The organism is Terrabacter terrigena (assembly GCF_042676085.1).
GTDB classification, from domain to species: domain Bacteria; phylum Actinomycetota; class Actinomycetes; order Actinomycetales; family Dermatophilaceae; genus Terrabacter; species Terrabacter terrigena.
The window spans coordinates 100,147-119,961 of sequence record NZ_JBHTKH010000009.1; the positions used below are offsets into that span (position 1 = coordinate 100,147).

Here is a 19,815-nt window from a genome sequence, read left to right on the forward strand (position 1 = left end):
GCTCCCCTCAGCTCCACCAACGCGAAGAAGACCGGACACGCTTTTCGTCCGGTCTTCTTCGCGTTTTCTGGATGTGTCGCGCCGCCCGTCAGCGCGGGCGGTTCGTCACGACGAAGACAGAGTCGGTGCGCCAGTCGGCGACCGCCGCGGTGCCCGCGCGGGGTCCGAGCCGACGCGTCCTCGTGGAGCTGAGCGCGCGTTCCAGGTTGGAACCCGGCCCCGCCGGGTCACCGCCGCGGTTCGTCGCTGCGGGGCCCGACGGCATCCTGCTGACGTCGAGCTCCTCCTGCTCGAGGGAGCGGGGGTCGAACTCGATCGTGCTCGTCACGACCATGAGCTGGTCACGCAGCGACACGGTGCCGGCCTGCCACTGGCCGTCGGCGACCTGCCCGACGAGCTCGACGGCGGTCGACTCGCCCGGACCGAGCGCGACCGAGCCGGCCGGGAAGGCGTCGGTGAAGATGCCGTACGTCTCGGTCAGGTCGATGAGGGCCGCCCACAACGGTCGTGCCGTCGTGTTCGCGAGACGCACGGTGAAACGTGGGGGGTCGCTGCCGGCATACGCGATGGTGAGGGTGCCGCCCGCCCGCACGGTGGCCGTGCCCGCCTCGACCTCGACGCGGACGGCGTCGACGACCAGGCGGGACACCGGGTTCGCGAGGGCCGAGAGGCGCAGCCAGCGCGCCACCTGCTCGAGCGCGCGGATCGTGCGCTCCTCACGGCCGGCGCCGTCGACGACGGGCACGAGCGGTCGCGTGACTCCGGGGCGGGTGATCACGAACCCGCCGGCGGTCGCCTCGACGAGGAGGTCGGCGTCGGTGGCCTCCGCGCCCTCGACGAGGTCGACGAGCGCCTCGTCGGCGTGGTCGGCGGCCTCGCGCAGGGCGGCCGCGCCGGCGCTGTCGCCGACGACGCCCACGAGCACCGGTTTGAGCGGGATCGACGTCACGACCGCGCGGTACACGAACGCCGGGTCGAGGGGAGGGGTGAGCGTCACGATGCTGCGGTCGGGCAGCACCCTGCTGACCGCTGCGGTCGCGAGCGGCGAACCGGACGTCTCTCCGCCGAGGGGGTAGACGGCGAGCTCGGTCGTGTCGTCGCCGATCGGGGCGGGGACACCGTGAACCGCGCCCGAGTCGATCGACCAGCCGTCAGGGAGGCGGCTCAGGGTGAGCGGGCGGGGCGTGGCCGGGATGGCACCGCCGAGGAAGGGCCGGTCGAGCTCCGTGGCCTCGGCCGTCTCGACCTGCGGGTGCTGGCCGCGCACCCGGCTCGAGACGTCGGCTGTGACGATGCGCAGGACATCGCGGTAGGACGGACGCCCGTCCGTGCCGAGGACGGCGGCCTCCAGAGCCGCCGACAGGGCACCCCGTTGGCGGCCCTGCACGGTGACCTCCTTGGCCGTCTCCGACGGCCGGCAGGCGGCGAGCAGCACGTGCCTTCCCGCCGGTGTCCATCGTCCCGTGCGCGTGGCCGAGACCGCGGGGATGCCTGGGCGCGAGGCCCCCTCGGGAGCGAGGCCGAGGAAGGTCGAGGCCGGCCTCGACCTCGGGTCCGGTGGCGCCAGGCGTACGACGTCGTCGGCGTCCCGGGTGCCGTCGCCTGCGTGGCAGCAGTCGAGGACGACGAGCGTGTGACAGCCCGAGGAGGCGATGGCCTGCAGGAGGCCGGCGAGCTCCTTGTCGACGAGGTCCCAGCTGCCCTCGGTGCGGCTGTCGACGCAGACGAGCGTCTCGTTGCGGTGGTCGGGCTCGAGGTCCCAGAGCTCCTCGGGCGTGGCCTGCTGCGACCCGTGGCCGCTGTAGTAGAAGAGCGCGACGTCCTCCGGGCCGGCTCGGCCGAGGTGGTCCGCGCAGCGCTCGGCGACAGCGGACCTGGTCGCGTCGGCGTCGGTCAGGACGACGAGGTCCAGGGCGGCGTCACCGACGCGCTCACGCAGCAGACCCGCCATGCCAGCGACGTCGTTGACGCACCCCGACAGGGTCGGGATCGGGGCGGGGTAGGCGTCGATCCCGACGAGGAGGGCGTAGAGCCGGCCGGGCACGGGTCAGCCCGAGTCCCCGAGCGTGACGCTCTGCCACCGCGCCGGCAACGGCTGGTTGGGCCCGGTGCGCTGCGGGTTGCTGCTCAGCATGGTGCGCAGCGTCCAGTCCGCACCGGAGCCCTTCGCGTCGCTGACGTCGACGTTCATCGCCAGCACGTCGCCCCGCTGGGGTGCGACGGTGCGTCCGACCGCCGACCAGGGCACGCGCGCCTCGAGCTCGTACCCGCCGTCACGCAAGCGGGCGACGACCGAGATCTCGGGGCGTTCGGCACCCGTCGCGAAGACGGGCTTGCCCTTCGGGCTGGGGCCGACCGTGTTGACGTCGGCCGCCGCCCGGCGGTCGGTGCCGTCGCGCAGGGCGAGGATGACGTGGAAGTCCTGTCCCTTGCGCAGGGCAGCGGTGCGGCTCAGGGCCCGGGCGTCCGGACCGATCTCGAACGAGACGGCGTCGCCGTTCCACCACTGGGCGGCCGCGCCCTCGGCCGTGGTGACGACCGGGTCGGTGACGACGGCGTGGAGGTAGAGGGCCTCGCCGTCCCAGAGGGCCTGCCAGGTGCCGGTGAGTCCGGCCCTCCGGTTCGCGGCGCCGAAGACCGCGGCGTCGACGTCGTGCTCGGGCACCGACCGCCAGTCGTCGAACGAGCCGTCGACCGTCGGCGCGATCGGCGCGCACCCGATGACGAGGTCGGTCGTTCCGGGCGTGGCCGCACTGGACCCGCACGCCGCGGACACCAGCGGGTCGGCCTTCTGGAGCAGCGTCGGCAGGACGCGCCAGGCGAGCCAGCAGCCCACGAGCACGACCACGAGGACGGTCGCCCTCACCCACGTCCCGATCGGCCGCTTGCGTCGCTGCCGGTCCTGCCGTCCGGAGGTGGGCGAGGGCCCGGGCCCTGTCTCGACGGGCCTCGTGCGAGGACGGGTCTCGGGCACCGCCGCGACCGTCTCGGGGACGGCCGCGACCGTCTCGGGCCGGGTCGCGGGCTCCGGCTGCACGGCCGGCCGCACGCGCTCGAGCAGCTGCGTGACGTCCAGGTAGTCGGGCCGCTGGCTGGCGATCTGCTCGAGCATCGGCAGTGCCGTCGCCGGGGCGTCGGCCTTGATCGCTCCCCGCGCCGCGTCGTAGAGGGACTCGAGCCGGCTCTCGGGGCAGTCGTCGGCCGCGGCCGCGCCGGCCGTGAAGCTGAACGGCTGTTCGGCCCCCGACCGCAGCAGCACGGCCGTGCCCCACTCCGACGCCTCGTCCGAGACGGCCATCGCCTTGCGCACCTCGCACATCGCGGCGTCGATGCCGAGGCCGCGGGTGAGGAACCAGTAGAACTCGTGGCTGAACACGAGGGCCGCACGGTCGGAGATCTCGGTCTGCATGGCGACTACCGCCGGCAGGCCCTGCCTCGCGAGGGCCTGTCCCACTCCCGAGAAGGCGTCCCGCCCGGACGTCCGGGCACCCTCGCACGCGTTGAGCACGGCCAGCTGCATCGTCCGTGCGTCGTGCAGCAGCGTGCCGAGGCGGGATCCCGAGACCCGGTGGGCCGTGCCGTCCTCGCGCTCCAGCACGAGCACGCCCTCCTGGGCCTGCTGGTCGAAGCCGCCGTGCCCGATGAAGTGGAAGACGTGGTAGTCGTCGAGCAGGGCACGCTGCAGCCCGGTGAGGGTCGCGTCGTCGAGCACCGTGATGGTGAGCCGGCCGCTGGCCAGCAGGTCGCCCGTCGTGGCCCTCAACAGCTGCTCCTCGCGGTCGACGGCGAGCTGGGGCAGGTCGCTCGGGCTCGAGACCATGACGAGCACCCGCAGCGGAGCGTCGACGGTGACCACCGGGGGACGCTCCAGCGAGTCGATGAGCCGGACCACCGGAGTCTCCTGCGACAGGGTGAGGAAGCGGCCCAGCCTGGAGTCGTAGAGGTACTCCCACGGCACCGGGTCGAGGTCGGGCACCGCGTCGAGGCGCAGCCGCAGCCGGAGGTCCCGGCCCTGGTCGCCCGCCGCAGCCAGGCTGTCGCGGAACGCCCGCCCGACGTCGCCGCCGAGCAGGGCGTCGCCGAGCCGTCGGCCGTACTCCTTGACGTCGACGACGCGCGCCTCCGCCGGGACGAGCCGGCGCGAGACGACGCGGGGCGGCCCGACCGCGACCATGAACTGCGCGAGGTCGGTGGCGGTGAAGGGGAGGGTGAACGGTGCCGACGCCTCGCCGGCCGGCGAGGCCAGGACGCGAGCGGCATACCCCTGGCCCTCACGCGTGACGGCGACGTCGAAGTCGAGATACTCGCGACCCATGGCGATCCTCTGTCCGCAGGAACGCGCTTGCAGGAGACAGTACGCCGGGCGCACCTGCCTGATACGTCGTTTCGACCCGAACGCCACGTCTCGGTAGAATCGTGGCGAGCGCGCGAGCCGCGTTCGCGGACGAGGGAGCCGTACCCGCCCAGCGACAAGACGGCCAGATCGGAATGCCATGCTCTGGCTCGTCCTCATCCTCGCCGGCGCGCTCGAGGCTGTCTGGGCCACCGCGCTCGCCGCCTCCGACGGCTTCCGTCGTCGCCGACCGACGCTGTTGTTCGCCGTCTCCCTCGTGCTGAGCATGCTCGGCCTCGCGTGGGCCATGACGGGCCTTCCCACCGGCACCGCGTATGCCGTGTGGGTCGGGATCGGCGCCGTCGGCACCGTGCTGCTCGCGGTCGCCCGGCGCGAGGAGCGCCTCGACGCCCCTCGCGCCGCGCTGCTCGTCGTCCTCGTCGGCTGCGTCGCCGGTCTCAAGGCGGTGGCGTGATGCCGTGGGTCGTCCTGCTCGCGAGCGCCGTGCTCGAGGCCGTCTGGGCCTCGGCCCTGGGAGCGTCCGACGGGCTCTCCCGTCCGGTTCCCACCGCCCTGTTCCTGGTCGCCGGCGCGCTCAGCATGGTCGGGCTCGCGCGCGCGGTGCGCACCATCCCCATCGGCACCGCGTATGCCGTCTGGACCGGCGTGGGTGCCGCTCTGACGGTCACGGTGGCCATGGCCACCGGCGACGAGGCGTTCTCGCTCGTCAGGGTGCTGCTGCTGACCGGGATCGTCGGAGCCGTCATCGGGCTCAAGCTCGTCGGCCACGAGCGGCCGGCCCGGTCTGGGTCACCGAACGGTTGAGCGGTCGGCCGCCGGTCGCTGCGCGGCTCGGCGCGGGCGGACCCCGGAGTGCACCCTTTTGAGACGTTCCGTGGTGCGATGTCGGGGGGCCCGGTGATGATGGTCGCGTTGCCCGCGACAGTCGGTCCGGGCACGACACGAAGGGACTTCACGTGCGCAGGACCACGACATGGTCGATCGCTCTCGTCACGTCGCTGGCCATCTCGGGGGCCACAGGAGCAACGGCCGCCTCGGCGGCCACCACGACGCCCGTTGTTGCGGGCGCGCCCGCGGCAACGGCCGGCGCGAACGGCTACACCTACGACATCGCCACCGGCACGACGAACGACCCGGGGTCAGCGAGCCTGATCGCGCGGCTCCGGGCGAACCTCCCGGCCGACTGGAAGGCGCGGCAGGCCGCTGCCCTCGGCCGCTTCGGCATCGAACGGTCTGCGGCGCAGGAGGCGCTCGAGCGGGTCATCGACCCGACGCAGCTCCAGTGCGCGCCGACCCGGCTCGACGCGTACGTCGCCGGCGTGCTGGGCGACATCGACCCGGGGAGCCTGGCCGTGCTCGCGAGCGTGGGTGCGTTCGACTTCCCGACCTACGACGCCATCCTCTTCGGTGAGCCAGGCGACCCGCGCTACGCCCTCCCCAAGGCGTACGACAACGAGCTGTCCCACTCGTTCCGCGCAGCCCAGAAGTTCTGGGACACCGACGGCTCCGACATCCAGCTCATGGCGATGCACGGCGACGTCATGACCGACCAGCCCCGGCTCGCCCGCCTCCTCGAGACCCTCTTCGGCCTGCCGCAGGCGAACGCCGCCGAGATCGCCGCGATCCTGGTCCAGGTCGTCGCCGCCGACCCCGCGCTCAAGGGCGGCCAGAGCCCCCTCTTCACGCTCAACGCCTTCGCCTTCACCGCCGCGGGAGAGCCCGACCCGGTCCTCTCCGCGATCCCCGACAAGCTCGTCTTCGGCGACGGCATGCTCGATGCCCTGCAGGCGGTCGGTGTCGGTGACGTCGGCCCCCGCGCGGTCCTCGGGCACGAGTACGCGCACCACGTGCAGTACGACGCCAACCTCGCCGCGTCGCCTCTGACCGGAGCGGAGGCGACCCGCCGCACCGAGCTGATGGCTGACGCGTTCGGCACGTACTTCGTGACGCACAAGCGCGGCCTCGCCCTCAACGCCGCCCGTGTGCTCGAGGCGGAGCAGTCGTTCTACCAGGTCGGCGACTGCAACTTCGCGAGCCAGAACCACCACGGCACCCCGAACCAGCGCCTGCGGGCGTCCACGTGGGGCTGGTCGGTCGCCAAGGCTGCCCAGAAGCAGGGCCAGGTCCTGCCGTCCCTGACCCTCGACGCACAGTTCGAGGCGAAGCTGCCCGAGCTCGTCGCGCCCGACGCCTGAGCGGTCCCCGGACAGCCGGGCGCGCCATCGCGTCCGGCCCGACACGGTGACGACGAGTGCCCTGCCGCTGGTCGGCAGGGCACTCGCAGCACCGCCCGGGCCGCACTAGGGTCGCCGCATGGGTTCGTGGTGGCTCGAGGTCATCGGCTGGATCGGGTCGGCGGTGCTCGTCTGGTCGCTGCTGCAGACGCAGCTGCGCCGGCTGCGCCTCGTCAACCTGGTCGGCTGCGTCGTCCTGATCGTCTACAACGCCGCCAACCACGTCTGGCCCATGGTGGGACTCAACGTCGTCCTCGCGGCGATCAACGTCTTCTACCTCGTCCGGATGTCGCGCGAGAAGCACGACGCCCGCGTCTACGAGGTCCTCCAGGTCGCCGGTGACGACACCTACCTGCGGCACGTGCTGCGGGTCCACGAGGCAGACGTCCGCCACTACAACCCGGACTTCGTCTACGACCCGTTCTCCGGCGACGTCTGCTACCTCGTGCTGAAGGATGACGAGACGGTCGGTGTCGTCATCGGCCGTGACGCCGGTGGCGGCACGGCCCAGCTGCTCCTCGACTGGGTGACGCCTCGTCACCGCGACCTCTCGCCGGGCGAGTTCATCCTCGGCAAGGACGGACTGCTGCGCCGGCGGGGATACCGCCGGTTCCTGCCACCACCGGGCATGGTCGAGCCCTACTACGCCGGCCTCGGGCTGCGCCGTGACGGCGACGCGTACGTGCTCTGACGCTTCTGCCTGTCGCGCAGGGAGATCGGCCTCTGAGGGGAGCGCGTCAGAGGACGCGCTGGCACTTGCTCATGAAGCGGTCCGGGTCGACGACCGCGCGGTGGATCTCACCCTTGGCGAGCTCCTCGCCCTCGGGGTCGGTGACGGTGACGTGGCAGACGAGGCGGCGACCGTCGTTGATCGGCTCGGCGCAGTGCACCGTCACCTCGGAGCCGACCGGGCTGCCCTTGACGTGCTCGATCTTCACCATCGTGCCGACCGTCGTGTGGTCGTCGTCGATGTTCTGCTTGCAGACCTGGAAGGCGGCGTTCTCGCACCACGTGATGAGGCGGGGGGTGGCGAGGACGTCGAGGTCACCGCTGCCGACCTGGGCTGAGGTGTCGTCGGCGGTGACGGTGTGCTGGAACTTGCGCATGGGCATTGGACGAGTCTGGCAGAGAACCGGTCGTCTGCCGATTCGTCTCGACAGGTGACTCGACCGCCGGCTGGGCGGCCGGGTGGGCGGCTGGGTGGGCGGCTGGGTGGGCGGCTGGGCGGCCCGTGCCGCGGGTTCGGGCGGCGAAAGCACGCCGAGGCTGGGAGCGTTGCCCCGTGACCACCCACCTGTGGGTTCTCAGCGTGGCGCTCGCCGTGACGGCAGCGATCAACTGGAGCTCGGTGCGGCGCGCCGACCAGCTCCTCGAGCGCGTCACCAAGCCCCTCGTCGTCGTGCTCCTCATGGGCGTCGCCTGGTCGCTGTACGGGGAGGGGCGGGTTCCGGGGTCGCCGGGGCTCCTGCCCGTGCTCGTCGCACTCGTCCTCTGCCTCGTCGGCGACGTCGCGCTGCTCGACTCGACCGAGACCCGCTTCCTCGTAGGGCTCGGAGCCTTCCTGCTCGCCCACGTGGCTTACATCTGGGCGATCCTCGGCACGACCCCGGCCGACGGGTTCGCGTGGCTGCTGCTCCTGGCCGCTCCCGCGGTGGTCCTGCTGCACGCAAAGCTCGGGCGGGACATCGTGCGCCACTCCGGCGCACAGAAGGTGCCGGTGCTCGTCTACCAGCTCGTCCTCAGTGCGCTGCTCCTCGTCGCAGCCTCCCGAGGTGACTGGCTGCTGCTGCTCGGCTGCGCCGTCTTCGTCACCTCGGACGCCGTGCTGGGGCACGACCGCTTCGTGCAGGCCCGGGGCTGGGCGCCGCTGACGGTGATCGTCAGCTACCACGTGGCGCAGGCCCTCATCGTCGTCGCGCTCTTCCGCTGACGCCGACCCGCGAGAGGGCCCCGACGTGGTGGCGTCGAGGGGCGCCCAAACCTCCACGCGGGCCCGCCGCGGGCTGCGCTAACCTTGGGCGCATGGCTGGCCTGCTGCTCCTTCCGCAGCCGCGTTGACGAAGGTCGGGACTCCCGACATCAACGCGGCTTCCCCTCCTGTGCGAGGGGTTTTCTTTTGCCCGACGAGCAGCGACGAGAGAGACGACATGAGCGAGCAGACGAACGAGACTCCCTTCCGCTACACGGCCGCGATGGCGCAGCAGATCGAGACCGCCTGGCAGGACCGCTGGGAGGAGGAGGGGACGTTCGACGCGCCCAACCCGGCCGGGCCGTGGGCCGAGCCGGAGAAGGTCGCCGAGCGCGGCGAGAAGCTCGTGGTCCTCGACATGTTCCCCTACCCGTCGGGGGTCGGCCTGCACGTCGGCCATCCGCTCGGCTACATCGCGACCGACGTCTACAGCCGCTTCCACCGGATGCTCGGCAAGAACGTCCTGCACGCGCTCGGCTACGACGCGTTCGGCCTGCCCGCCGAGCAGTACGCCGTCCAGACCGGGCAGCACCCTCGGAAGACCACCGAGGAGAACATGACCAACATGAAGCGTCAGCTGCGCCGACTGGGGCTGGGCTTCGACAACCGCCGCACCTTCGCGACGATCGACGACGACTACTACCGCTGGACGCAGTGGATCTTCCTGCAGATCTGGGACGCCTGGTACGACGTCGACGCGGTCCGCGAGGACGGCGGCAGGGGCAGGGCGCGCCCCATCAGCGAGCTCGTCGAGGAGCTCGCCTCCGGTCGTCGGCCCGTCGGCGACGCCGAGGGCCGCGGCTGGGCCGAGCTGTCTGCCACCGAGCAGGCGAGGGTGCTCGAAGGCCACCGCCTCGCGTACACCTCCGAGGCCCCGGTCAACTGGTGCCCCGGCCTCGGCACGGTGCTCTCCAACGAGGAGGTCACCAACGAGGGGCGCTCCGAGCGCGGCAACTTCCCGGTGTACCGGCGCAACCTCAGCCAGTGGAAGATGCGCATCACCGCGTACGCCGACCGCCTGGCGGACGACCTCGACGCGGTCGACTGGCCCGAGAAGGTGAAGCTCATGCAGCGCAACTGGATCGGTCGGTCCAAGGGCGCGCGCGTCACCTTCCCCGTCGTCACGGGCACCGGCGAGGACGCGGGTATCGACGTCTTCACGACCCGCCCCGACACGATCTTCGGTGCGACCTTCATGGTCATCGCGCCCGAGCACCCGCTCGTCGACGCGCTCGTCCCGCAGGGCTCCTGGCCCGAGGGCACCAAGGACGCCTGGAAGGGAGCGGACGCCGACGCGAGCGCCAGCCCGAAGGAGGCCGTGGCGGCGTACCAGCTCGCAGCCTCGCGCAAGGGTGACGTCGAGCGCCAGACGGAGGGCAAGGACAAGACCGGCGTCTTCACCGGCTCCTGGGCCACGAATCCCGTTACGGGAGAACGCATCCCGGTGTTCGTTGCCGACTACGTGCTGATGGGCTACGGCACGGGCGCCATCATGGCGGTGCCGGGCCAGGACACCCGCGACTGGGAGTACGCCGAGAAGTTCGACCTGCCCATCGTCCGCACCGTCCAGCCGGCCGAGGGGCACCCGGACGACGAGCCGTTCCTCGGCGACGGCGTCGCGATCAACAGCGCCAACGAGCGCATCTCGCTCGACGGGCTGCACGTCGCCGAGGCGAAGGCGCGCATCATCCACTTCCTCGAGGAGGAGGGGCTGGGCGAGGGGACCATCAGCTACCGCATCCGCGACTGGCTCTTCAGCCGCCAGCGCTACTGGGGCGAGCCGTTCCCGATCATGTTCGACGAGGACGGGGTCGCGTATGCCGTCCCCGACGACGAGCTGCCTCTGACCCTCCCCGACGTGCCGGACTACAGCCCCAAGACGTTCGACCCCGAGGACGCCCAGAGCAGCCCCGAGCCGCCGCTGTCGCGCGTGCCCGAGTGGGTCGAGGTCGAGAAGGACCTCGGCGACGGCCGGGGCCTGCGCAAGTTCCGCCGCGAGACGAACACGATGCCCAACTGGGCCGGCTCCTGCTGGTACTACCTGCGCTACCTCGACCCGGCCAACCACGACGCGTTCGTCGACCCCGCGAACGAGGCGTACTGGCTCTCGCGCCATGACGAGCCCGTTGCCGGAGCGCCTGCAGGCACCCGGGACCCCGGCGGTGTCGACCTCTACGTCGGTGGGGTCGAGCACGCCGTGCTGCACCTGCTCTACGCCCGCTTCTGGCACAAGGTCCTCTTCGACCTCGGCCACGTGCGCAGCGAGGAGCCGTTCCGGAAGTACTTCTCGCAGGGTTACATCCAGGCGTACGCGTACACCGACAGCCGCGGGCAGTACGTCACGGCCTCGGAGGTCGAGGAGACCCCCACTGCTCACGGCGAGGAGCCGACCTTCACGTGGGAGGGCCAGCCCGTCAGCCGCGAGTACGGCAAGATCGGCAAGTCGCTCAAGAACTCCGTCAGCCCCGACGAGATGTACGACGCGTACGGCGCCGACACCTTCCGTGTCTACGAGATGTCGATGGGCCCCCTCGAGCTGTCCAAGCCGTGGGAGATCCGCGCGGTCGTCGGGTCGCAGCGCTTCCTCCAGCGCCTGTGGCGCAACGTCGTCGACGAGGCCACCGGTGAGGTGCGCGTCGTCGACGCCGAGGTCGACCAGGCGCTGACGACGCAGCTGCACCAGACGATCGCCGGCGTGCGCGAGGACTTCGAGGGGCTGCGCTTCAACACCGCCATCGCCAAGCTCATCGAGCTCAACAACACGGTGACGAAGCTCGCCGCACCCCCGCGTGAGGTCGTCGAGGCGATGGTGCTCATGCTCGCCCCCGTCGCCCCGCACATCGCCGAGGAGATGTGGCAGCGCCTCGGCCACGACGGCGGGGTGGCGTATGCCGCGTTCCCCGTGAGCGACCCCGCGAAGATCGTGCAGGAGCAGGTCACCTGCGTGATCCAGATCAAGGGCAAGGTGCGCGACCGCGTCGAGGTGAGCCCCGACATCTCCGAGGACGACCTGCGCGAGCTCGCGCTCGGCCGCGAGAAGGTCAAGGCAGCGACCGAGGGCGGCATCCGCACGGTCATCGTGCGTGCCCCCAAGCTCGTCAACGTCGTCCCGCTCTGAGCGAGACCCCGATCGAGAGAGCACTCCGTCGTGACGGAGTGCTCTCTCGATCGCTGTCAGGCACGCGTAGGCTCCCGCATACGCGTGTGCCGCGCCGCTAGGTTGAGACCAGCCACCGGGCCGACCTGCGGAAGGAGCGCGACGTGACCACGCGGATCGTCACCGACTCGACGGCATACCTGCCGGCCGAGGTCATCGAGCGTCACGACATCGAGGTCGTGCCCCTGCACGTCGTCGTCGGCGGTCGCGACCACGTCGAGGGCCGCGACATCACGGCGCAGCAGGTCGCCGCGGCGCTGCGCGACTACACCATCGTCACGACCTCCAGGCCGACACCCCAGGTGTTCGCCGACACCTACCAGCGCCTCGCCCACGCCGGGGCGACCGCCATCGTCTCGGTCCACCTGTCCTCGCAGATGTCGGGCACGGTCGAGGCCGCGCGGCTCGCCGCGGCCGAGGCGCCCGTGCCCGTCGAGGTGGTCGACAGCGAGACGATCGGCATGGCGATGGGGTTCGCCGTCGTCGCGGCAGCGGAGTCGGCGGCCGGGGGAGCCGACGTGTCAAGCGTTCTCGAGGTCATCCGCGCCCGTCTCGAGCCGTCCGGGGTGCTCTTCTACGTCGACACGCTCGAGCACCTGCGGCGGGGTGGGCGCATCGGTGCGGCATCGGCCCTGCTCGGGTCGGCGCTCGCGATCAAGCCGATCCTCGCCGTCCGCGGCGGCCGCATCGTCCCGGTGGAGAAGGTCCGCACGTCGTCACGTGCCGTCGCCCGCATCGAGGCAATGGTCGTCGAGCACGTCGCGAAGGGCGGCACCGTCGCCGACGTGGCGGTGCACCACCTCGACGCCGCGGCCCGCGCCGACCAGATCGCCGCCGAGCTGCGCGAGATGGTGCCCGGCTCCCCGAAGGTCGTCGTCGTCGAGCTCGGTGCGGTCGTCGGCGCCCACGTCGGCCCCGGAACCGTGGCCATCGCCGTGTCCCCGCGTCCGGGCGAGAGCCTGCCCGAGTCGGCCCCGGCTGCTGACGGGCCCGCCGGGTCGTGAGCGCCGGCACCGTGCTCGCCTGGGCGGCAGTCGTCGTCGCGGCCTTTCTCGTCGGCTCGCTCAACCCCGCGACGATGATCGCCAGGCTGCTCGGCAAGGACCTCGCCTCGTCCGGGTCCGGCAACCCCGGGGCCACGAACGCCGCGCGGGTGCTCGGCCGCAAGTGGGGCGTCGTCGTCGGCGTGCTCGACGTGCTCAAGGGCCTGGTGCCGGCGTTCGTGGCCGGCCACTGGTTCGGCGGGGCGCACGCGGCCTACGCCGCGGGCATCGCCGCCGTGCTCGGCCACATCTGGTCGCCCTACCTCCGGGGCCGCGGCGGCAAGGGGGTCGCGACGACACTGGGCGCGCTGCTCGGCGTGCACCCGTGGGTGGCGCTGGTGGTGGTCGTCGTCTTCGCGGTCGGCGTCGCCCTGACGCGATGGGTCGCGGCCGGGTCGATCTTCGGGTCGCTGGCGATGCTCGTGGTGGCAGTCCTCATCTGGACCGGTCATGCACCGGGTGACGTCTGGACCGGCCTGTGGCTCATGGCGATCGGACTGCTCGTGCTGGCGCGGCACAAGAACAACGTCGTCGGCTGGTGGCGCCAGCGTCACCTCACCGACGAGACCTGAGCACGGCCTCGAGCGCGGCGCGGGTGCTCGCCGCGCGGGGTTCCCCGAGCTGCTCGCGGATCGCGAGGCAGGCGGTGAAGGCCTCGACCGCGTCGTCGGTGCGCCCCTCGTCCACGAGGAACCGGCCGAGGTGGTGCAGCGCGTAGTGCTCGAGCACGCGGTCGGCACCCAGGCGCGCCACCGACAGCGCCTCGTCGAAGTCCGGCTCGGCATCGGCGGCCAGGCCGGCGTAGTGCTCGGCGGTCGCGAGCGCCAGCAGGGCCCACCCGAGGCTCTCGGTGCGGTCGGCGTCGCGGGCGAGCTGCACGGCCGGCCGGGCCAGGGCGACCGCCTCGCGCTCCCGGCCCGCGATGGTGAGCGCCTCGGCCAGGTCGACGGTGGCGTCGAGCAGGTCGGCGGCCCCGGGCTGCGTCGGGTCGGCGGCAACAGCCGTCGCCAGGGCGTCGCGGGCCTCCGACAAGGCCGCCGCGTTCTCCTCGGGCGTGCGGGTCACACGCCCGAAGTGGGGCCGGCCGACGACGAACTGCCTGTCGCTCATGGCCCGCACGCTACCCGGGCCGCCCAGCTGCCCCGCCCGGCGGCATACGACCTCTGTCGGTCAGAAGACGATGGTGCGCCGGCCTGAGAGGAAGACCCGCGACTCGGCGTGGTCGCGCACGGCACGCGAGAGGACGCGGCGTTCGACGTCACGTCCGAGCGCCACGAGCCTGGCGGGTGTCTCGGCGTGCGTCACGCGCACGACGTCCTGCTCGATGATCGGGCCCTCGTCGAGGTCGGCGGTCACGTAGTGGGCGGAGGCCCCGATCAGCTTGACACCGCGGTCGTGCGCCTGGTGGTAGGGCTTGGCACCCTTGAAGCCGGGCAGGAACGAGTGGTGGATGTTGATGGCGCGGCCTTCGAGCGCTCGGCACAGCGAGTCGCTGAGGATCTGCATGTAGCGGGCGAGCACGACCAGGCCGACATCGTTCGCGTCGACCATGCGCAGCAGCTCGGCCTCGGCGTCGGCCTTCGTCTCGGCCGTCACGGGGATGACGGTGAACGGCAGACCGTAGTACTCCACCAGCGCCCGGCAGTCCTCGTGGTTCGAGACGACCCCGACGATGTCGATGGGCAGGTCGCCCGACTTCCAGCGGTAGAGCAGGTCGAGCAGGCAGTGGTCGAACTTGCTCACCAGGATGATCGTGCGGCAGTGCTCGTCGGCCGGGCGCACGGCGAGGTGCTGGTGCGCGACGGCCGGGCTCTCGCGGACGGCGGCCAGCACCGTCTCGACGTCGTCGGCCTCCGCGTCGAAGACGGTACGCATGAAGAAGAGGGCGGTGTCCTCGTCGGAGAACTGCTGGTTCTCGACGATGTTCGCCTGAACCTGGAGGAGCGCTCCTGAGACGGCAGCCACGATGCCGGGTCGGTCGTCGCAGGTGAGGGTCATGATGTGCCGGGCCATCCGGAGATTCTGGCCCAGCGGGCCGCGCTGGCGTGAATCGACGCGCGGGGCGTCTCGGGCTGTGGCCGTCCACACCCCCTCGGCGGGGGTGGGCGTTGTCCCCAGGGGCGCGCCGGGCTCGGGCGTCGAGGTGGTGGGCTTCCTACCGTCGACGTATGCCGTTCCGTGCCTCCCAGAGACCGTCAGACCTCGAGCGGGCGGCACGGGTCCTGGGTGCGGTCCGGCACGACCACGGAGCCGCGTGGCCGGGTGGGCTCGATCCGGAGCCCGATCCGGTTGTCGGTCAGGGGGACGAGCCGGGTGACGTGCCGGGTGAGGCGCCGGTCGACGGTGGTTGGGTGCCGCAGCCTCCCAGCGACCCGCGGTCGCCGGCCCGCGGGGCCGTCTCCGTCGCAGCCGCAGGAGCTGCCGTGCGCCGCCTCACGGCACGGGCGACCGACGACGAGGTGACCCAGCTCGACGCCGACCTGCGCCGGGCCCGCCGGCCGGCCCTGCTGACCGTGCCCGACGAGCTGCGGTCGGGTCGACGCGCCGTCAGCAGTGCGGCGCTCGTCTCGCTGCTGGCGCTCGTGGTGGCCGTGGGCTGTGCCTTCGTGCTGCGGGTGCTGTGGGCAGAGCGTTCGTCGTCGGTGTCCGAGGTGGCCCAGGGACCGTCCCGCTCGGTGCAGGTCGTCGGTGGCGCGGCCACCGCCGGGGCATCGGTGCCGTCCGCGGGCTCCGGGTCGACGGGGTCCACGTGGCCCACCGGGCCCACCGGGCCCACGGGGGTGCTCGGGCGTGAGGCCGCTCCGACCGCTGGCGCGGAGATCGTCGTCCACGTCGTCGGGCAGGTCCTGCGGCCGGGGCTCGTGCGCCTGCGCGCCGGAGCGCGGGTCGCCGACGCCATCAAGCAGGCAGGCGGAGCACGGCCGGGCGCCGACCTCGCCATCCTCAACCTGGCTCGCCCGGTCACGGACGGGGAACAGATCAGGGTGCCGCGTCCGGGCGAGTCCGTCACGGCTGCAACGGACCCGGGGCTCGGTGGGGGCGGTAGGTCCTCGTCCGCCGGCGCCGGTTCCCCCTCGGCAGCCCCGGTGAGCCTCAACACGGCGGATGCCGCTGCCCTTGACTCGCTGCCGGGCGTCGGCCCGGTGCTGGCGCAGCGGGTCATCGACTGGCGCACCGAGCACGGCCGCTTCACGTCCGTCGACGAGCTGGGCGAGGTGAGCGGCATCGGCGACAAGCTCCTCGAGCGACTCCGGCCGCGGGTCACGCTGTGACGTCGGGTCACGGCCGGGGCTCGAACGCGCCGCGGGAGCAGCGGCCGCGAGGGCCGTCCCTCGTCGTCCTGACGGGCCGGCCGACGGTGCGGCGGGTGATGCCGAGGACGGCTCGTCAGCTCGACCTGCGGCGGCTCGTGCCGGTGCTCCTCGCCTGGCCGGTCGTGGCGTTCTGGGGCCTCGTTGCGCCGGTCTGGGTCGTCGCCCTCGTGGCCCTCGTGGCGATCGGTGCCGCGACGGTCGCGATCGCCGGCAGGGCACACGCGGTCCTGCGCGCCGTCGCACTCGCGGGTGCGGTGCTCGCGCTCCTCCTCGGCGCTGCCGCCGCCCACCGCGCCGTGGCGTCGGCGGGACCCCTCGGCGCCCTCGCCGCCGAGCGGGCCGTCGTGACGCTGAGGGCGACGGTCGCCGCTGAGCCGCGCCCGGTGCGCACCGACCACGGTGGCGGGTCCGCGGGTGGCGGCGCTCCTGCCCTGAGTCTGGTACGCCTCGAGGTGTCCGAGGTGGCCGGTCGGGGCCGCGCCACGGTGGTCGACTCACCGGTGCTGGTCATCGGGCGCGGTGCGGACTGGTCGGCGCTGCACTGGCACGACGAGGTCGAGGCAGTCGTGCGACTCGAACCCGCGGAGCCCGGCGACGACGTGGTCGCCGTGGCTGCTCCGAAGGGCGCCGTGAGGGTGGTGTCGCGGGCGGGCGGTGTGTTCGCAGCGGCCGACATCGTGCGTGAGCGGTTCCGCGCCGCAACCGACCCCGTGTGGGCCGATGCTCGTGGGCTCGTGCCGGCCCTCGTGGTCGGCGACACGTCGCGCACCCCTCCCGACCTCACGGTGGCGATGCTCGACACCGGCCTGTCCCACCTCAGCGCGGTCTCTGGAAGCAACGTCACCTTCGTGCTGGCGAGCGTCATGTGGGCCTGCAGTCTCGTCGGCGTGCGTCGGCGGTGGCGGGCGCCGGTCGCGGTGTTGGCCCTGCTCGGCTTCGTCATCCTCGCGCGACCTGAGCCGAGTGTCGTGCGAGCCGCCGTCATGGGGCTCGTCGGCCTCCTGGCGTTGTCGACCTCTAGGCGCCGGGCGGGCATCCCGGCGCTCGCGGGTGCCGTCATGGTGCTGCTCGTCGGCGACCCGTGGCTCGCCCGCTCGTACGGCTTCGCCCTGTCGAGCCTCGCGACCCTCGGGCTGCTCGTCCTCGCCCCGCCGTGGGGGAGGGCCGTCGCCCGCGTGCTGCCCGGGCCGCTCAAGCCCCTCGGACCGGTGCTCGCCATCCCCGTCGCCGCGCAGGCCGTGTGCGCCCCGGTCGTCGTGCCACTGCAGGGCAGCGTCTCTCTCGTCGCCGTGCTGGCAAACCTGCTCGCGGCTCCGTTCGTGGCGCCCACGACGGTCGTCGGCGTCGCTGTCGCGATCGTGTCGGTGGCGTGGACCACCGGTGCCTCCTGGTTGGCGTGGGGAGCAGCCGTGCCTGCGCAGGCCATCGGCGCCGTCGCGCGATGGTGCTCCGGGCTTCCGTTCGGGAGCGTCGCCTGGGGTGAGTCGGCGGGTGCGGCAGTCCTGCTCGCCGTTATCACGGTCCTGGTCATCGCGCTGGCGCCCTGGGCGTGGCACCGCACCCGCCACCGTCCGACGGTCGCGGTCGCCGTCGTGGTCCTCACCGCCGGGATGGCGGTTCCGACGACGCCGATCGCGTGGCCACCGCCGGGCTGGGTCCTCATCGCCTGTGACGTCGGGCAGGGCGACGGCCTCGTCGTCGACAACGGCGACGGCCACGTCGTCGTGATCGACACCGGGCCCGAGCCCGAGCTGATGCGCCGATGCCTCGACCGCGTCGGAGCCACCGTCGTGGACCTCGTGGTGCTCACCCACTACCACGCCGACCACGTCGGGGGCCTCACGGCAGTGCTCGAGCGCCCGGTCACCGAGATCCGCGCCTCACCTGTGCTGGACCCGCCGGCCGAGGCACGCCGGGTGTCCAGCCTGGCCGCCGCACACCGCACCCCCCTGGGCGAGCTGCGGGCGGGCGAGTCGCTCACCGTCGGCGGTGTCAGCGCCGACGTGTGGTGGCCCGCTCGACGCATCGACGCCGGCTCCGTGCCCAACAACGGCTCGGTCGTGCTGACGATGCACGTTCGCGGAGTCAGCATCCTGCTCGCCGGCGACATCGAACGCGAAGCCGCCGCCCAGGTGCTGCGCGAGTCCCAGCTCGACCCGTCGCGGTGGGGGAGCATCGACGTCCTCAAGGTGGCCCACCACGGCTCCGGCAACCGCGACGACCGCATCCTCGACCGGGTCGCTGGTCGCCTCGCGGTGATCAGCGTCGGGCAAGGCAACGACTACGGTCATCCGGCACCGGCAACCATGAAAGCCTTGCAGGACAGAGGTTTTGCCGTCCACCGCACCGACACGGAGGGCGACATCGCCATCGTCACCGACGGCACCGAGGTGTCGGCCGTCTCGGGTTGAGACGCTTCCCCGTCAGGCCGGGTTCGTGGGCACCCCGGGGTCGACGGGCTCGTCCTCCGGGCCTGCCGGGGCGCGTCGCACGTCGGGGTACTCGACCAGCTCGAAGTCTTCGAAGTCGAAGCCGGGGGAGACGAGACAGCTGACGAGTGCCTCCGCGGAGCCCGGCACGGTGCGCTGCCAGACGCCGGCCGGTACGACCGCCTGGGCCACCTCGCCGCCCGTGAGGTCGAGGCCCACGACCGTCTGCACGGCTGCCTGTGGGGCCGCGCCGTCACCGCCCAGCTCGAGCACCACCGACCCGGTGTGCGCGATCCACACCTCGTCGGAGGCCACCCGGTGCCACGCCGATGACTCACCGGCGGGCAGCAGGAAGTGGATCAGGGTCGCGGTGGCCCGCGTCCGCCCGTCGGGCAGCGTCACCGTCTCGGGGGCCACCCACGTCTGGCGGTACCAGCCTCCCTCTGGGTGCGGTTGCAGGTCGAGAACGTCGGCGAGGAGCGGGCGCATGGCCCCATCATCGCCGACCTGCGCCGGGTGGGGCGTCAGCGAGTCCGCTTCGGGGGCAGCGGGAAGAAGCCGCTCGTACGGCGGACGTAGTCGGCGTACTCGGGTCGACGGTCGCCGATGTCCTTCTCCAGCAGCTTCTTTCCCGTGCCGCCGTAGAGGTTCCAGACCATGACGGCAGGCGACAGGATCGTCAGCACGCCGGGCCACGCGCTGGCCGCGACGAGGAAGAGGCCGGTCCAGACGCAGGCGTCGCCGAAGTAGTTGGGGTGGCGGGTGTAGCGCCACAGGCCCGTGTCGAGCACCTTGCCCTTGTTCGACGGGTCGTCGCGGAAGCGCGTCAGCTGCAGGTCGCCGACGGACTCGAAGACGAAGCCGACCGCCCACACGGCAACACCGAGCCACATCACCCACGGGAGGCCGCCGCCCACGAGCATCGCGACCTGCACCGGCAGCGACACGAACCACATGATGACGCCCTGGGGCAGGTAGATGTGCAGGAGGGCGTACGCCTTGGGGTTGCCGCTCGCTCGCGCGAGCATCGCCTCGTAGCGGGGGTCCTCACCCTTCCCGCGCGAACGCAGGCGGATGTGGGTGGCGAGCCGCAGTCCCCACGCGGCCGTCAGCAGCAGCGCCAGCCACCGTCGCAGCGGGTCAGCCTGCCCACCCGTGACGACGAAGGCGGTCAGGGCGATCGCGACGAAGCCAAGCCCCCACGTCACGTCGATGACCGCCTGCCTGCCGACGCGGAGGGCGACCGCGAACGTGATGCCGAGCACCACGACGACGGCGAGAGCCGCGCAGAGCGTCACCCCGACGAGGCCCACGG

General features: G+C 72.5%; 17 protein-coding genes and 1 riboswitch. Of the genes, 10 read left to right on the forward strand and 7 right to left on the reverse strand.

All coding sequences use genetic code 11. From position 1 onward, the window contains the following. Positions 1 to 88: 88 nt before the first annotated feature. Complete coding sequence (locus ACFQ2V_RS14555) at positions 89 to 2,044, reverse strand: caspase family protein (RefSeq protein ID WP_386053564.1); 1,956 nt, start codon at positions 2,042 to 2,044, stop codon at positions 89 to 91. Between the two features lie 3 nt (positions 2,045 to 2,047). Beyond that, a complete protein-coding gene (locus ACFQ2V_RS14560; protein WP_386053565.1) occupies positions 2,048 to 4,315 on the reverse strand; it encodes a CHAT domain-containing protein in 2,268 nt (755 codons plus the stop codon). A gap of 103 nt (positions 4,316 to 4,418) precedes the next feature. Next, positions 4,419 to 4,484: riboswitch (guanidine-III (ykkC-III) riboswitch) on the forward strand. 9 nt (positions 4,485 to 4,493) lie between these two features. On the opposite strand from ACFQ2V_RS14560, the gene ACFQ2V_RS14565 reads away from it, so the two are divergent. The 4 genes from ACFQ2V_RS14565 (at position 4,494) to ACFQ2V_RS14580 (ending at position 7,279) form a co-directional block, all read left to right on the forward strand. Then, a complete protein-coding gene (locus ACFQ2V_RS14565; RefSeq protein ID WP_386053566.1) occupies positions 4,494 to 4,808 on the forward strand; it encodes a DMT family transporter in 315 nt (104 codons plus the stop codon). Beyond that, positions 4,808 to 5,158, forward strand: a complete 351-nt coding sequence (locus ACFQ2V_RS14570) for a DMT family transporter (RefSeq protein WP_386053567.1) — start codon at positions 4,808 to 4,810, stop codon at positions 5,156 to 5,158. Before ACFQ2V_RS14565 ends, ACFQ2V_RS14570 begins: the two co-directional genes overlap by 1 nt. Before the next feature lie 152 nt (positions 5,159 to 5,310). Then, positions 5,311 to 6,549 carry a hypothetical protein gene (locus ACFQ2V_RS14575; protein ID WP_386053568.1) on the forward strand — a complete coding sequence of 413 codons (1,239 nt, stop codon included), beginning with the start codon at positions 5,311 to 5,313 and terminating at the stop codon, positions 6,547 to 6,549. 118 nt (positions 6,550 to 6,667) lie between these two features. Then, entirely contained in the window at positions 6,668 to 7,279 is a 612-nt protein-coding gene (locus tag ACFQ2V_RS14580; protein ID WP_386053569.1) for a YgjV family protein, read from the forward strand. A 46-nt stretch (positions 7,280 to 7,325) separates the two neighbouring features. Here ACFQ2V_RS14580 and ACFQ2V_RS14585 read toward each other — a convergent pair whose 3' ends face one another. Next, positions 7,326 to 7,700 carry a thioesterase family protein gene (locus ACFQ2V_RS14585; protein WP_386053570.1) on the reverse strand — a complete coding sequence of 125 codons (375 nt, stop codon included), beginning with the start codon at positions 7,698 to 7,700 and terminating at the stop codon, positions 7,326 to 7,328. Positions 7,701 to 7,870: 170 nt separating this feature from the next. Here ACFQ2V_RS14585 and ACFQ2V_RS14590 point away from each other — a divergent pair, with 170 nt between their 5' ends. The 4 genes from ACFQ2V_RS14590 to plsY all read left to right on the forward strand — a co-directional run bounded on the left by ACFQ2V_RS14590 (position 7,871) and on the right by plsY (position 13,329). Then, positions 7,871 to 8,518, forward strand: a complete 648-nt coding sequence (locus ACFQ2V_RS14590) for a lysoplasmalogenase family protein (RefSeq protein WP_386053571.1) — start codon at positions 7,871 to 7,873, stop codon at positions 8,516 to 8,518. A 217-nt stretch (positions 8,519 to 8,735) separates the two neighbouring features. Continuing rightward, the gene (gene leuS / locus ACFQ2V_RS14595; protein WP_386053572.1) at positions 8,736 to 11,675 is read left to right on the forward strand and encodes a leucine--tRNA ligase; all 2,940 of its coding nucleotides are present in this window, start codon (positions 8,736 to 8,738) and stop codon (positions 11,673 to 11,675) included. Between the two features lie 143 nt (positions 11,676 to 11,818). After that, entirely contained in the window at positions 11,819 to 12,718 is a 900-nt protein-coding gene (locus tag ACFQ2V_RS14600; RefSeq protein ID WP_386053573.1) for a DegV family protein, read from the forward strand. Continuing rightward, a complete protein-coding gene (plsY, locus tag ACFQ2V_RS14605) occupies positions 12,715 to 13,329 on the forward strand; it encodes a glycerol-3-phosphate 1-O-acyltransferase PlsY (protein ID WP_386053574.1) in 615 nt (204 codons plus the stop codon). The genes ACFQ2V_RS14600 and plsY overlap by 4 nt, the downstream gene beginning before the upstream one ends. On the opposite strand, the gene ACFQ2V_RS14610 is transcribed toward plsY, so the two are convergent. Next, positions 13,313 to 13,867 (reverse strand): hypothetical protein, encoded by a 555-nt coding sequence (locus tag ACFQ2V_RS14610; protein ID WP_386053575.1) that lies wholly within the window; start codon positions 13,865 to 13,867, stop codon positions 13,313 to 13,315. The two genes, plsY and ACFQ2V_RS14610, sit on opposite strands and share 17 nt — an antisense overlap. Positions 13,868 to 13,927: 60 nt before the next feature. Next, positions 13,928 to 14,770, reverse strand: coding sequence for a formyltetrahydrofolate deformylase (purU, locus tag ACFQ2V_RS14615; RefSeq protein ID WP_386053576.1), 843 nt, complete (start codon positions 14,768 to 14,770; stop codon positions 13,928 to 13,930). Between the two features lie 338 nt (positions 14,771 to 15,108). Here purU and ACFQ2V_RS14620 point away from each other — a divergent pair, with 338 nt between their 5' ends. Together ACFQ2V_RS14620 and ACFQ2V_RS14625 are read left to right on the forward strand one after the other, a co-directional pair. After that, positions 15,109 to 16,029 (forward strand): helix-hairpin-helix domain-containing protein, encoded by a 921-nt coding sequence (locus tag ACFQ2V_RS14620; RefSeq protein WP_386053577.1) that lies wholly within the window; start codon positions 15,109 to 15,111, stop codon positions 16,027 to 16,029. A gap of 98 nt (positions 16,030 to 16,127) precedes the next feature. Then, the gene (locus tag ACFQ2V_RS14625) at positions 16,128 to 18,482 is read left to right on the forward strand and encodes a ComEC/Rec2 family competence protein (protein ID WP_386053615.1); all 2,355 of its coding nucleotides are present in this window, start codon (positions 16,128 to 16,130) and stop codon (positions 18,480 to 18,482) included. 12 nt (positions 18,483 to 18,494) lie between these two features. Here ACFQ2V_RS14625 and ACFQ2V_RS14630 read toward each other — a convergent pair whose 3' ends face one another. Further along, positions 18,495 to 18,989 (reverse strand): cupin domain-containing protein, encoded by a 495-nt coding sequence (locus tag ACFQ2V_RS14630; RefSeq protein WP_386053578.1) that lies wholly within the window; start codon positions 18,987 to 18,989, stop codon positions 18,495 to 18,497. Between the two features lie 35 nt (positions 18,990 to 19,024). Beyond that, positions 19,025 to 19,813: a DUF1295 domain-containing protein gene (locus ACFQ2V_RS14635; RefSeq protein WP_386053579.1), complete on the reverse strand. Its 789-nt coding sequence runs from the start codon at positions 19,811 to 19,813 to the stop codon at positions 19,025 to 19,027. Positions 19,814 to 19,815: the final 2 nt, after the last annotated feature.